Origin of the sequence: Kitasatospora sp. NPDC051853, from assembly GCF_044452665.1 — a bacterium.
In the GTDB taxonomy this organism is placed as follows: domain Bacteria; phylum Actinomycetota; class Actinomycetes; order Streptomycetales; family Streptomycetaceae; genus Kitasatospora.
This window is the reverse complement of the sequence record NZ_JBITBY010000011.1, coordinates 283,084-295,643: the sequence shown is the minus strand read 5'-3', so window position 1 is coordinate 295,643 and position 12,560 is coordinate 283,084. Positions and strand designations below refer to the sequence as shown.

The 12,560-nt window shown below is 74.4% G+C and carries 12 protein-coding genes; 7 read left to right on the top strand and 5 right to left on the bottom strand.

Annotation, left to right across the window (positions count from 1 at the left end):
• The first annotated feature begins 164 nt into the window (after nt 1-164).
• A complete protein-coding gene (locus tag ACIA8O_RS30140) occupies nt 165-1,076 on the top strand; it encodes a GntR family transcriptional regulator (protein WP_396297124.1) in 912 nt (303 codons plus the stop codon).
• Between the two features lie 7 nt (nt 1,077-1,083).
• Here ACIA8O_RS30140 and ACIA8O_RS30135 read toward each other — a convergent pair whose 3' ends face one another.
• Nucleotides 1,084-1,341 (bottom strand): mycoredoxin, encoded by a 258-nt coding sequence (locus ACIA8O_RS30135; protein WP_345287355.1) that lies wholly within the window; start codon nt 1,339-1,341, stop codon nt 1,084-1,086.
• A 180-nt stretch (nt 1,342-1,521) separates the two neighbouring features.
• Here ACIA8O_RS30135 and ACIA8O_RS30130 point away from each other — a divergent pair, with 180 nt between their 5' ends.
• The 4 genes from ACIA8O_RS30130 (at nt 1,522) to ACIA8O_RS30115 (ending at nt 5,419) form a co-directional block, all read left to right on the top strand.
• Nucleotides 1,522-3,813 (top strand): ATP-dependent DNA helicase UvrD2, encoded by a 2,292-nt coding sequence (locus tag ACIA8O_RS30130; protein ID WP_396297123.1) that lies wholly within the window; start codon nt 1,522-1,524, stop codon nt 3,811-3,813.
• A gap of 240 nt (nt 3,814-4,053) precedes the next feature.
• Nucleotides 4,054-4,485, top strand: a complete 432-nt coding sequence (locus tag ACIA8O_RS30125; protein ID WP_396297122.1) for a hypothetical protein — start codon at nt 4,054-4,056, stop codon at nt 4,483-4,485.
• 170 nt (nt 4,486-4,655) lie between these two features.
• The gene (locus ACIA8O_RS30120; protein ID WP_396297121.1) at nt 4,656-5,018 is read left to right on the top strand and encodes a WhiB family transcriptional regulator; all 363 of its coding nucleotides are present in this window, start codon (nt 4,656-4,658) and stop codon (nt 5,016-5,018) included.
• A gap of 158 nt (nt 5,019-5,176) precedes the next feature.
• Complete coding sequence (locus ACIA8O_RS30115; RefSeq protein ID WP_396297202.1) at nt 5,177-5,419, top strand: hypothetical protein; 243 nt, start codon at nt 5,177-5,179, stop codon at nt 5,417-5,419.
• Between the two features lie 158 nt (nt 5,420-5,577).
• Here the strand turns inward: ACIA8O_RS30115 and ACIA8O_RS30110 are convergent, their stop codons facing one another.
• On the bottom strand, nt 5,578-6,930 hold the full coding sequence (locus tag ACIA8O_RS30110) for an ABC1 kinase family protein (RefSeq protein WP_396297120.1): 1,353 nt from the start codon (nt 6,928-6,930) through the stop codon (nt 5,578-5,580).
• Between the two features lie 168 nt (nt 6,931-7,098).
• A complete protein-coding gene (locus ACIA8O_RS30105) occupies nt 7,099-8,214 on the bottom strand; it encodes a TOMM precursor leader peptide-binding protein (protein WP_396297201.1) in 1,116 nt (371 codons plus the stop codon).
• A gap of 212 nt (nt 8,215-8,426) precedes the next feature.
• On the opposite strand from ACIA8O_RS30105, the gene ACIA8O_RS30100 reads away from it, so the two are divergent.
• On the top strand, nt 8,427-9,065 hold the full coding sequence (locus ACIA8O_RS30100; protein WP_396297119.1) for a M48 family metallopeptidase: 639 nt from the start codon (nt 8,427-8,429) through the stop codon (nt 9,063-9,065).
• On the opposite strand, the gene ACIA8O_RS30095 is transcribed toward ACIA8O_RS30100, so the two are convergent.
• Complete coding sequence (locus tag ACIA8O_RS30095; RefSeq protein WP_396297118.1) at nt 9,062-9,634, bottom strand: NUDIX hydrolase; 573 nt, start codon at nt 9,632-9,634, stop codon at nt 9,062-9,064. The genes ACIA8O_RS30100 and ACIA8O_RS30095 overlap by 4 nt on opposite strands.
• The gene (locus tag ACIA8O_RS30090) at nt 9,631-11,118 is read right to left on the bottom strand and encodes a zinc-dependent metalloprotease (protein ID WP_396297117.1); all 1,488 of its coding nucleotides are present in this window, start codon (nt 11,116-11,118) and stop codon (nt 9,631-9,633) included. Before ACIA8O_RS30090 ends, ACIA8O_RS30095 begins: the two co-directional genes overlap by 4 nt.
• Before the next feature lie 183 nt (nt 11,119-11,301).
• Here ACIA8O_RS30090 and ACIA8O_RS30085 point away from each other — a divergent pair, with 183 nt between their 5' ends.
• Complete coding sequence (locus ACIA8O_RS30085; protein WP_396297116.1) at nt 11,302-12,450, top strand: NAD-dependent epimerase/dehydratase family protein; 1,149 nt, start codon at nt 11,302-11,304, stop codon at nt 12,448-12,450.
• Nucleotides 12,451-12,560: the final 110 nt, after the last annotated feature.

The following is a 12,560-nucleotide window of genomic DNA, read 5'->3' as shown; positions in this document are numbered from 1 at the left end:
GCCCCCGGTTGTACGTGGCTGAATGCGGCGCTCATCCGGAAGGGCCGAGTGCCGCCGGGCGACTGCGAACGACCTGATCGGGACGGAAACCGAGATCCCCGATCCCGGGCAATATTGGCCGGTTTCGCTGAAATGGCGCAACCCGGATCGCTACATTCACTCGCGTGACAATCTCGCGGGGCAGTTCCCAATCACCGAAGTACCAGCGGCTGGCCGCCGACCTGCGACGCCGGATCGCGGCCGGCGAGTGGCGCGGCGACGCGCCGCTGCCGGTCGAGACCGAACTGGAGCAGCAGTACGGGGTCGCCCGGAACACCGTCCGGCTGGCCGTGGACGTGCTGGTCAACGAGGGCCGGCTGGTCCGGCTCCAGGGCAAGGGCACGTACCTCAAGGACCACCCGGTGCTGGACCACCGGGTCTTCGGGCCCGACCTGCTCCCCGGCCCCCCGCCCGGCCGCGCCGCCGGGCACTGCCTGACCGCGCCCACCGGCGTCTACGAGGCGGAGGCCGCGGAGGGCGGGCGCCGGCTCACGGTGGACTTCGAGATGCTCATCGTCCGGGCCCGGGTGGACGTCGCCGAGCGGCTCGGCCTGCGGCCCGGCGAGGCGGTGGTGGTCCGCCGCCAGCTGCGGCTGCTGGACCGCGAGCCGTACTCGATCGAGGAGAGCCACTACCGGGCCGGACTGGCGGCCGGCACCCCGCTGATGGAGCCGGACCAGGTGCCCGGCGGCGACGAGTCGGTGCTGGAGGCGCTCGGCCGGACCGAGATCGGCGCGGTGGACCACCTGGTCTCCCGGATGCCCGGGCCGGAGGAGGCCGCCTGGTTCCAGGGCGGGCCGGGCGCCCCGCTGCTGGTGCAGACCCGGGTCAGCTACGACGCCCGGGGGCCGGTGCGGGTGATCGAGACCAGGTACTCGGCCGACCGCTGCCGGCTGGTCTACGGCCTGGGCGAGCTGGCCGGCCGGCCGACGGTGCTGCCGGTCCCGTCCCCGGTCCCCGGGCCGTCCCGGCCGGTGGACGACGCGCCGGTGGCCCCGTCCCGTGCGGGGCAGGGCCACCTGGAGCGGTTCTCCTGACGCGGTGTCAGCCGGCCAGCGCGGCCTGGACCTGACGCAGGCTCGGGTTGGTCATCACGACCTGCTCGCCGCCGCCCGCGGGCTGGACGATCACGGTCGGCACCACCTGGTTGCCGTTGTTGACGGACTCGACGAAGGACGCCGAGGCCGGGTCCTCCTCGATGTTGATCACGTCGTAGCCGATGCCCTCGCGGTCCAGCTGGCTCTTCAGCCGGTTGCAGTACCCGCACCAGGTCGTGCTGTACATCGTGACGCTGCCGGACATTCGGGGGACTCCTTCGTGAAGGGGCGTGCGGTCTGTGCCGACAACGTCCGGGGCGCAACGGAACATTCCGTGCGCGCCCGGCGTGTGACCTACCACGCGCGCCGGTCGGCGGAGCGATTATCGTCCGCCGGGGCCGCCCTGTGGACGAGCCGGGACGGAACGTCCGAGCGCCCTGCGAGGATGGGCGGCATGCAGGAACAGCTCTTGGGCCTCCCCGACGGCCACGGCGACCGGTACGGCACTCCGTCAGGTGGCGGCGCACACTACGGCGCGCCCCACGGCCCGGCCTCCAGTGCCGAGGCCGTGCTGGCCGGGCTCGACCCGGAGCAGCGGGCCGTCGCCACCGCCCTGCAGGGCCCCGTCTGCGTGCTGGCCGGCGCCGGCACGGGCAAGACCAGGGCCATCACCCACCGGATCGCCTACGGCGTGCGCAGCGGCGTCTACCAGCCGCAGCAGGTGCTCGCGGTCACCTTCACCGCCCGCGCGGCCGGCGAGATGCGCGGCCGCCTGCGCCAGCTCGGCGCCGAGGGCGTGCAGGCCCGCACCTTCCACTCCGCCGCGCTGCGCCAGCTCCAGTACTTCTGGCCGCGGGCGATCGGCGGCGAGGTGCCGCGGCTGCTGGAGCGCAAGGTGCAGCTGGTCGCCGAGGCGGCCGGCCGCTCCGGCCTGCGGGTGCAGCGCACCGAGCTGCGCGACCTGACCAGCGAGATCGAGTGGGCCAAGGTCACCCAGATCGTCCCCGACGACTACCCGGCCGCCGTGCTCAAGACCGGCCGCGAGGCCCCGCGCGACCCGGCCGAGATCGCTCGGGTCTACGCCACCTACGAGCAGACCAAGCGCGACCGCGGCGTGATCGACTTCGAGGACGTGCTGCTGCTGACCGCGGCCATCCTGGAGGACCGCCCGGAGATCGCCGAGCGGGTCCGGGCCCAGTACCGGCACCTCACGGTGGACGAGTACCAGGACGTCTCCCCGCTCCAGCAGCGCCTGCTGGAGCAGTGGTCCACCGGCGGGGCCAGCCTCTGCGTGGTCGGCGACGCCAGCCAGACGATCTACTCGTTCACCGGCGCCACCCCCGACCACCTGCTGAACTTCCGCCACCGCCACCCCGAGGCCACCGTGGTGAAGCTGGTCCGGGACTACCGCTCCACCCCGCAGGTGGTCCACCTGGCCAACGGGCTGCTCGCCAAGGCCCGCGGCCAGGCCGCCCAGCACCGCCTGGAGCTGGTCTCCCAGCGCGAGGCCGGCCCGGCCCCGGTCTACGTCGAGTACGCCGACGAGCCCACCGAGGCGGAGGCCACCGCCCGGGAGATCCGCGCCCTGCTCGGCCGCGGCGTGCGGGCCAGCGAGATCGCCGTGCTGTTCCGGACCAACGGGCAGTCCGAGGTCTACGAGCAGGCCCTCGCCGACCTGGGCATCTCGTACCAGCTCAAGGGCGCCGAGCGGTTCTTCGAGCGCCCCGAGGTGCGGGACGCGGTGATGCTGGTGCGCGGCGCCGCCCGGGCCTCCGACGACCCGCTGACGGCCGACAGCCCCGCGCTGGCCGGGCAGGTCCGCGCGGTGCTGGCCACCCGGGGCTTCACCCCCGAGCCGCCGTCCGGCTCCGGCACGGTGCGCGAGCGCTGGGAGTCGCTGGCCGCCCTGGTGCGGCTGGCCGAGGAGTTCGAGACGGCCCGGCGGGAGGCCGGCCAGCCGGCCGACCTGGCGGCCTACGTGACGGAGCTGGACGCCCGCGCGGCCGCCCAGCACGCCCCCGCCGTCGAGGGTGTCACGCTGGCCTCGCTGCACGCCGCCAAGGGCCTGGAGTGGGACGCGGTCTTCCTGGTCGGCCTGACCGAGGGCACCCTGCCGATCATCTACGCCAAGACCGACGAGCAGATCGAGGAGGAGCGCCGGCTGCTCTACGTCGGCGTCACCCGGGCCCGGGTCCACCTGTCGCTCTCCTGGGCGCTCTCCCGCTCCCCGGGCGGCCGGGCCGGTCGCAAGCCCACCCGCTTCCTGGACGGCCTGCGGCCGGGCTCCTCGTACTCCGGCCCCACCAGCCGGGGCGGCCGGGGCGGCGTCGAGCAGGGCGCCGAGCGCTCCGGCGGGCGCAAGGTCCGCGGCCCGGTCAAGTGCCGGGTCTGCGACAAGACGCTGACCGAGGCGGTGGAGCGCAAGCTGCGCCGCTGCGAGAGCTGCCCCTCGGACATGGACGAGGCGTTGTACGAGCGGCTGCGCGAGTGGCGCTCGGTGCAGGCGAAGAAGCAGGGGGCCCCGGCCTACGTGGTGTTCACCGACGCCACCCTGATGGCGATCGCCGAGGCGGTGCCCTCCAGCGAGCGCGAACTGGCCCTGATCTCGGGCGTCGGAGCCATGAAGCTGGACAAGTACGGTGCCGACGTGCTGTTGTTGTGTGCTGGCGAGGAGCCCACGGACGAGTCCGAGGCCACCGTCGAGGGGCTTCGGGGGGAGTCCGAGGAGCAGGCGTGACGCCGCTTCCGGGAGCCGCCCGAGTCACTCCGCGAAACTCGCCGGAAAAATAGTTTGCGCGCCGTACACGGGGCGCAATAGCCTGCCGGAGCGGTCAAGGGAACGAGATCGCAAGGCCTCGGAAGGCTCCCTTCCGCACGCCTGCCAGCAGTACCGCAGTACCTGCATGACCGTCCAAACATCCGAACATCGGGGCCCGGGGAACTGGGCCGCGCGAGACGCCGAGAGGAGGCGAAGACAGTGGAAACCAAGATGATCACCAACCTGACTGGCCAGACCGTCATCGCCGTGCCCTCGTGCGTCTCCTCGCAGGTCGTCACCGCTCCCTTCGGTCTGGGTCTCAACGGCACCGGTGTCTCCGGCGTTGTCAGTGGCTCCGGCATTAATGGCCTGGGCGGCAACGGCACCCGCGGCACCTCCGTCGAGACGGGTCTGTCCCTTGCCGGGGCGGCGTTCGGCGGCGGTCGTGGACTGCGCAGCGAGCGACCGCTCCAGGCATCGAAGGCAGCTCAGGTAGACGCCAAGCATGGCGCCTATGTGGCGGCAGTCGATGCCGGGGCCCAGCAGAAGCAGGACGAGAAGCAGATCGAGGCCAAGGCCGCCTTCGCGGGCGCCGAGGCCGTCCGGATGTGGGCCTTCCGCGGCCCCGAACCCTGGAGAGTTCGAACCTGAGTAGCCTCAGGTCGGAGCCTCCAGGGCCGCGGAACCCGTCTCACACCGGGATTCGCGGCCCTTCTGTTTTGTCCGGTACGTCAAGACCCAGCCTGGACCTTCGGGTCCTCCGGTCCAGCCCCACCAGTCAGCTGGCCGGAACCACAAGCAAAGACGAGGAAGACGCCACAGTGTCCACGGTCATCACGCCGCCACTCCCGTCCGTACCGACAGACATCACCAAGGCCGACCAGGCCGACCCCCCGGAGGTTTCTCTCATGCAGCTCACCGCGCTCGACCAGGCCGAGGTCAACGGCCAGCCCATCCCCTGCCGGGCCTTCGACCCCGAGGTCTTCTTCGCCGAGACCCCCGCCGACGTCGAGTACGCGAAGTCGCTCTGCGGCACCTGCCCGGTCAAGGAGGCCTGCCTGGCCGGCGCCCTCGAGCGGCGCGAGCCGTGGGGTGTCTGGGGCGGCGAGCTCTTCGTCCAGGGTGTGGTCGTCGCCCGCAAGCGGCCCCGGGGCCGTCCGCGCAAGACCGAGGTCATGGCGTGAACCCCGCGATGACCACCGCAGTGACCGCCCGTCGGGGAGAGCAGCCCCCGCTGGGCACCACCACACTGCGCCACTCGGTCCGCGTCGCCACAGCCAAGGTCGACGCAGCCGCCAACCCCCGTCCGTTTCCGAGCACGCACCACGAGCAGGACCACCACATGACCCCCGCAGCCGACAAGACCGCCCACGCCGACCAGGCCACAGAACTTCTGATCCAGAACAGGACCCGCGAGATGCAACTCATGCAAGAAACCCTGGCCCGTGCCCATATGCAGGAACGACTGCACGAGGCCGAACACCAACGGATGGGCGAGCGCCTCGACCGCGCCGCCCGACTGATGCGGAAGGCCGAGCGTGCCTCGCTCCGCGCCCGCAAGGCCCTCGCCGTCGCGGTCCTGTGAGACCTGGCGGATCGGGAGTTGACGGAGTGACAGCCGCGTAGGCCCGCGCGGCACGTCGTTCCAGCGGTACCAACAGCATTGCCCCGCAGTGACATTCCCCGAACGCCGATGGCCGCCCTCCTCAAGGAGGGCGGCCATCGGCGCGTTCTGACGGAGTCTCAGCCCTCCGCGGGCTCCGCCACCGGGTGGGCGAAGCCGGGCAGCCACTCCAGCATCTCGGCCCGGAACGGGGCCTTGGCGCCGAGCTGGCAGAGCACCCCGATGGTGGAGAGGGTGACCCGGTGGATCAGCAGGTAGGCGGGCGGCAGGTTGAGCTGCTTGCCCAGGTCGTACGCGGGCGAGCGCGGGTCGGCGATCCGGGCCGCCTGGGCCCGCATCCAGGCCCGGGTGAAGTGGAAGACCTCCACCGTGGCGGGCTCGATGATCGGCAGCAGGTAGTCCAGCACCGCCGTCGGGTCCAGCTTGATCGAGGGCTTGACGAAGCCCTCCTCGCGGAGCATGTCCAGCACTCCGTCGGCGTCCCCGGCCAGCGCCATCCGGAGCGAGTCGCCGATCGGCCGGGGCAGGCCGCCGGGCAGCCGGTCCACCGTGCCGAAGTCGAGCACGCCCAGCCGCCAGCCCTCGGCCGGGCCGTCGTCCTTGATCAGCCGGAAGTTCCCCGGGTGCGGGTCGGCGTGCAGCAGGCCCGTCCGGGACGGCCCCGCGAACAGGAAGCGGGCGATCAGCTGCCCGGCCCTGTCCCGCTCCTCCTGGGTGCCGCTGCTGATCACCTCGGAGAGCGGGGTGCCGTCCAGCCACTCGCTGACCAGCACCTGGTCGGCCTGGGCGACCACCCCGGGGACGGTGATGTCCGGGTCGTCGGCGAACTCCTCGGCGTGCCGGCGCTGGGCCTCGGCCTCCAGCGCGTAGTCCAGCTCCTCCGCCACCCGCTCCCGCAGCTCGGTGATCAGCGGCTTGATGTCCAGGCCGGGGATCAGCGGGCCGAGCAGCCAGGCCACCCGGCTGAGCTGGGCCAGGTCGGAGAGGAGGGCGTCGCCCGCGCCCGGGTACTGGATCTTGACGGCCACCTGCCGGCCGTCCTTCCAGACCGCGCGGTGCACCTGGCCGATCGAGGCCGCGGCGGCCGGCCGGTCGTCGAAGCTGCGGAAGTTCTTCCGCCAGTCCTTGCCGAGCCGCTCGGCCAGCGCCGCGTGCACCTTGGCGGCCGGCATCGGGGGAGCGGCGTCCTGGAGCTTGGTCAGGGCGGCCCGGTAGGGGCCGGCCACCTCCTCGGGCAGCGCGGCCTCGAAGACGGACAGCACCTGCCCGAACTTCATCGCCCCGCCCTTGAGCTCCCCGAGCACCTTGAACAGCTGGTCGGCGGTGGCCTGCTGGAGCTCGGCGGTGACCACCTCGGCCGAGCGGCCGCCGATCCGCCGCCCCAGACCGAGAGTGGCCCGGCCCGCTATCCCGAGCGGGAGGGCGGCCAGCCGCGCCGTCCGGGTCACTGCCTTGCGCGGAAGATCGCTCACCCCAGGGCCTCCCAGCTCCGACGCCCGTCCGGTGGGCGTGTCACTACGCCATTGTGCCCGCTCCGGATGCGGGCCCGGCCGGACTGTGACCAGCGGATCACGGCCCCGTCGACAGCCCGTTCACCGGCCTGCCCGGCGGCCCGCCCGGTGGCCTGCTCGGCGGCCCGCTCACCGGGGCGGGGTGATGACCTCCGTCCGGTGCACCGGCGGGCCGGAGGGCCAGGTGCAGCCGCAGGCGGGATGGGTGGGCAGCCGCAGGCGGCGGGCCATGCCGTCGGCGGCGGAGACCTCGCACCAGCCGTCCACGCTGGGCGGGCGGACGCCGTCCAGCCAGAGCTCCACGTGCAGGGCGGCCAGCCCGGCGACGGCGGTGGCGAGGGCACTGTCGCAGGCGGGGGTACGAGGGCGCCCGGCACCCTCCTCGCCGAGCTGGGCGAGCAGCCGGGGCCAGGCCTCGTCCTCGTCCCGTCTGGTCAGGGTGGCGCAGGCGCCGCAGGCCGAGACACCAGGCAGCACCAGCGGGCCGACCACCCCGAGGTGCTCCAGCACGCCGACGTAGAGGTGAGGCACTCCGGCCCGCATCAGCCGGTGCGCCTCCGCCGCGACCCCGGCGAAGGCCCCGGCACCGTCCCTGGGGGCCAGCACCACCAGGGCGGGCGGCGGCGGATCGCCGCCGGGCCGCCGGCGCTGCCGCTCCCCGGCCGGGGTGCCCGAGGTGCGGTGCACCACCTCCCGGGCGGCGGTGGTGCGCAGCCGGCCGACGTCCGTCGGCGGGTACCCGGCGGGGGAGCAGTCCCGGGCGGTGACCCGGCCCCGGTCGGTGAGGGTGACGCTGCCGACGCCCCCGGCGGCCAGCACCGCCCCGACCGCGGCGCCGACCCGGCCGGCCCCGTGGATCTCCACCCGGGAGGCGGCCCGGCCGCGCAGCACCGCCGGGGCCTCCCCGGGTGCCGGGTGCACCAGGGAGAGTGACGCCACGTCAGGACCGAGCAGCTCCTGGCGGGCCCGGGGGTAGCCGCCGAGGGCGGCCTGCCCGGCCTCGGCGTCGTCCAGCAGCCCGGCCTGCTCCAGCGAGCCGAGCAGCTCCTCGGCCACCTCCCGCCCGAGCCCGAGCCGCTCCGCGGCCTCCAGCAGGGCGGGCCGCTCCCGGCTGCCGTCCAGCAGCTCCAGGAAGGCGGCCACCGGCTGGCCGACCTCCTCCACCACCCGGGCGTGCCGGTGCACGGTGCCGAACTGCAGGGTCGATCCGTCCCGCCAGAGGCGGGAGAGCGCGGGCTTCACCATCGGTCGCACGGGCACCTCCGGGGAGGGGTGGGCAGGGCTGACAGAGGCAGCATGCCCGAGCCGGCGGCCCTCCGGCCGAGGCCCGTCCACAGGCCCGGTGGGCTGGTACGACGATCGTTCTGCACGGTCTGTGGACAACGGTGGGCCCGGAGTTGACGCTGCCCGCTCCGGCGGAGGCCGTCCGTCGGTGCCGCGGGGTAGCGTCGGTTGGCATGGCGACCGAACAGGACTCCCGGCAGCAGGGCCCGACAGCGCGGGGCGAGGCGGCGCGGCGGGCGGCACCGCACGCCCCCGGCGAGCCCCCGGCGGCCCCGGGCGAGCCCCTGGTGGAGGTCCGGCGCAGCGCCCGCCGCAGCCGTACCGTCTCCGCCTACCGCGAGGGCGACCGCACGGTGGTGCTGATCCCGGCCCGGATGTCGCTGGCCGAGGAGCGGCGCTGGGTGGCCAAGATGGTGGAGCGGCTGGCCCGCCAGGAGAGCCGCCGCGCGCTCGGCGGGGACCAGGAGCTGGCCGCCCGGGCCGAGCGGCTCTCGCAGGCCTACCTGGGCGGCCGGGCCCGCCCCAGCGTGGTCCGCTGGGTCACCAACCAGAACTCCCGCTGGGGCTCCTGCACCCCGGCCGAGGGCAGCATCCGGCTCTCCCACCGCCTGCGCGGCATGCCCGAGTACGTCGTGGACTACGTGCTGCTGCACGAGCTGGCCCACCTGCTGGAGGCCGACCACGGCCCGGCCTTCTGGGCCCTGCTGGAGGCCTACCCTCGCACGGAGCGGGCCCGCGGGTACCTGGAGGGCGTGGCCGCCGCTCCCAGGCTCCCGCAGGCCCGTCAGGATCCCGAGGAGGAGGCCGGTTAACGCTCCGTCAGCTTCCGCGCCAGCTCGACCAGTTCGCGCACCGCGTCGTCGGTCGGGTCGGGCAGGGCGTCGAAGGCGAACCAGCCCAGGTCCAGCGACTCCTCGCTGATCAGCGCCTCGGCCCCGGCCGGGGCCAGCGCGACGTACTGCACGTCCAGGTGGGTGTTCTCCGGCCCGTCCTTGCCGGTGCAGCGGACGGTGTGCCGGTCCAGCTTCACCGGCACCGGGGCGCCGTCCACCGCGAGCAGTTCGAGCCCGGCGATGCCGGACTCCTCGGTGGCCTCGCGCAGCGCGGCGGCGGCCAGCGTGGCGTCGCCGGGCTCGCAGTGCCCGCCCATCTGCAGCCAGAGGCCGACCTTGGGGTGCAGGGTCAGCAGCACCCGCCCGGCCGCCGGGTCGACCACCAGGGCGCTGGCGGTGATGTGGGCGGGCAGGCAGGAGCGCCAGAGGCCCTCCGGCTCGGCGGCCAGGTGGGCCAGGTAGTCCTGCCGGAGCAGGTCCTGCCCGGCGTCGGCCACGGTCCAGTCGGTCAGCGCACGGACCGCGTCCGCGTGCAGGGTGGTGCTCACTTGCCCTTGCCGTCCTCGTCCTCGTCGTCCTTCTTGGCACCGTCGGCGCCGGCCGCCGCCTCGCCGAGCAGCTTGTCCAGCTCGGCGAAGTCGATGCCGCCCTCCAGCGAGTCGCCCGAGCCGCGGTGCACGAAGCCGTCCGGGTCGTCCAGGTCGGCGGCGGTGGGCAGCATGTCGGGGTGCTCCCAGAGCGCGTCCCGGCCCTCGACGCCGCGGGCGTCGGCCAGCGAGGCCCAGAGCCGGGAGGCGTCGCGCAGGCGGCGCGGGCGCAGCTCCAAGCCGACCAGGGTGGCGAAGGTCTGCTCGGCCGGGCCGCCGGCCGCGCGGCGGCGGCGGACGGTCTCGCGCAGCGCCCCGGCCTGCGGCAGGTGCGGTTCGGCGGCGGCGTGCACCACCGCGTCCACCCAGCCCTCGACCAGGGCCAGGGCGGTCTCCAGCCGGGCCAGTGCGGCCTTCTGGGCGGGGGTGTCCTCGGGCTGGAGCAGCCCGTTGCCCAGGGCCTCCTGGAGCGCCTCGGGGTTGGACGGGTCGAGCTGGCCGACCAGCTCCTCCATCCGGGTGGTGTCGACCTTGATGCCGCGGGCGTAGGCCTCGACGGCGCCGAACAGGTGCGCCCGCAGCCACGGCACGTGGGCGAAGAGCCGCTGGTGGGCGGCCTCGCGCAGGGCCAGGTAGAGCCGGACCTCCTCGGCGGGCACGCTCAGGCCCTCGCCGAACTCGGCCACGTTCTGCGGCAGCAGCGCGGCCTTGCCGGCCGGGGCCAGCGGCAGGCCGACGTCGGTGGAGCCGACCACCTCGGCGGCCAGCGCGCCCAGTGCCTGGCCGATCTGGGTGCCGAACATGGCGCCGCCCATCGAGCGCATCATGCCCATCAGCGGCCCGGCCATGGCCTGCATCTCCTCGGGCAGCACGCCGCCCATGGCGTTGCCGACCCGCTCGGCCACCGGGTCCACCAGGTCCTTCCAGACCGGCAGGGTGGCCTCCACCCACTCGGCCCGGCTCCAGGCCACGGCGGTGCCGGCGCCGGAGGGGAACTCCGTCGCCGAGTCCAGCCAGAGGTCGGCCAGCCGGACCGCCTCGGCCACCGCCGAGCGCTCGGTGGCGCTGACCGAGCGGTCCTTGCTCTTCCCCTCGGGCTGCTCGGCGACCACGGTCTGCCGGGCGATGTCCCGGGCCAGGTCCCAGTTCACCGGCCCGCCCTCGAAGGAGAGCATCTGGCCGAGCTGCTGGAAGGCGGCGCCGAGGTCGTTCGGGTTGAGGTTGCCGAACATCGCCCCGAACGGGTTGTCCCCGGGGGCGCCGGAGCCCGCACCGGGGGCGCCCATGCCGAAGAGTGCGCCGAACGGATTGGCCCCGCCGAAGCCGAACGGCTGCTGCGGCGGGGTGCCGCCGGAGCTCTCGTCCTTCTTGTCCTTGTCGCCCTTGGCCTTGCCGTCCTCGGGCTCCTCGGGAGGAACGCCGAATCCGAAGGGAAGGTCGCTCACGGGGTCCTCGATCCGGTCGGCCGTCACGCAAGTGGTGTGGCGGGGGCTGCGGCGCCCGGGGAAAACCGCCGACGGGATCGCGGCCCGACCGCGCCGGGTGCACCGCCGGGGCCGTGCCTCGGGCAGGATGGACGTACAAGACACTCGTACGTACGCACATAAGCTAACCGTGGAGGATGGCCGGTGAGTTCCCCGCCCTCGGACGTTCGCTCTGGGCTGACCGAAGGAGAGGACGTCCCTGCCACCGCGGGTTCGCCGCCTCCAGCCTACGGCGGCAAGCCGCTGACCGTGGCCGTGACCGGCGCCGCCGGAGTGCTCGGCGAGCGGGTGGCCGCCCGCCTGGTGGCCTCGCCCTCGGTGCGCAAGGTGCTGGCGCTGGACGACCGGCGCGGTGAGGTGCCCGGCGTGCTCTGGCGGGTGCTGGACGTCCGGGACCCGGCGGTGGCCGAGCGGCTGGCCGGGGTGGACGTGGTGGTGCACCTGGCGATGGACCTGGGCATGGAGTCCGACCCGCGCGCCCGGAGCGCGTACAACGTGCGGGGCGCGCAGACGGTGATCACCGCCGCCGCGGCCGCCGGGGTCTCCCGGGTGGTGCTCTGCACCTCGGCGATGGTCTACGGCGCGCTGGCCGACAACGAGGTGCCGCTGGCCGAGTCGGCCGAGCTGCGGGCCACCGAGGAGGCCTCGCTGGTCGGGGACCTGCTGGAGATCGAGCGGCTGGCCCGCCGCGCGCCGCGGGCGCACCCGGGCCTCCAGGTGACCGTGCTGCGCCCGGCCGTGGTGGTCGGTCCCGGCATCGACACCGTGCTGACCAGGCACTTCGAGGCGCCCCGGCTGCTGGTGGTGGCGGGCTCCCGGCCGTGCTGGCAGTTCTGCCACGTGGACGACCTGGCGGCGGCGCTGGAGTACGCGGTGCTCGGCCTGGTCGAGGGCGAGGTGACGGTCGGCTGCGACGGCTGGCTGGAGCAGGAGGAGGTGGAGGCGCTCTCCGGCATCCGCCGGATGGAGCTGCCCGCCGCCCTGGCGCTGGGCACCGCGGCCCGGCTGCACCGGCTGGGCCTGACCCCGGCCCCGGCGGGGGACCTGGCGTACACCATGTACCCGTGGGTGGTCTCCGGCTCCCGGCTGTACGAGGCCGGCTGGCGGCCCACGTTCAGCAACGAGGAGGTGCTGGCCGAGCTGCTGGAGCAGGTGGCCGGCAAGCACGCGGTGGCCGGGCGGCGCCTCGGCGGCAAGGAGGCCACGGCCGGGCTGGGCGCGGCGGGCGCCACCGTGGCGCTGGTCGGCACGGCGGCGCTGGTGCGGCAGATGCGCAAGCGGCGGCGGATCTGACGGAGGGTCCGGCGGCGGGGTCCGGGCGGGTCCGTCGGCGGACCTGACGGAGTGCCGGCGACCTTCGGGCGTTCCGCAGTGCGGAATGCTCCAATCGTGATGCGGAAGGC

Bases quoted from the DNA above. Each gene is read 5' to 3' on its own strand.
- ACIA8O_RS30135 (WP_345287355.1), bottom strand. From the start codon at position 1,341: ATGTCCGGCAGCGTCACGATGTACAGCACGACCTGGTGCGGGTACTGC.
- ACIA8O_RS30130 (WP_396297123.1), top strand. From the start codon at position 1,522: ATGGGCGGCATGCAGGAACAGCTCTTGGGCCTCCCCGACGGCCACGGC.
- ACIA8O_RS30115 (WP_396297202.1), top strand. From the start codon at position 5,177: ATGACCCCCGCAGCCGACAAGACCGCCCACGCCGACCAGGCCACAGAA.
- ACIA8O_RS30105 (WP_396297201.1), bottom strand. From the start codon at position 8,214: ATGGTGAAGCCCGCGCTCTCCCGCCTCTGGCGGGACGGATCGACCCTG.
- ACIA8O_RS30100 (WP_396297119.1), top strand. From the start codon at position 8,427: ATGGCGACCGAACAGGACTCCCGGCAGCAGGGCCCGACAGCGCGGGGC.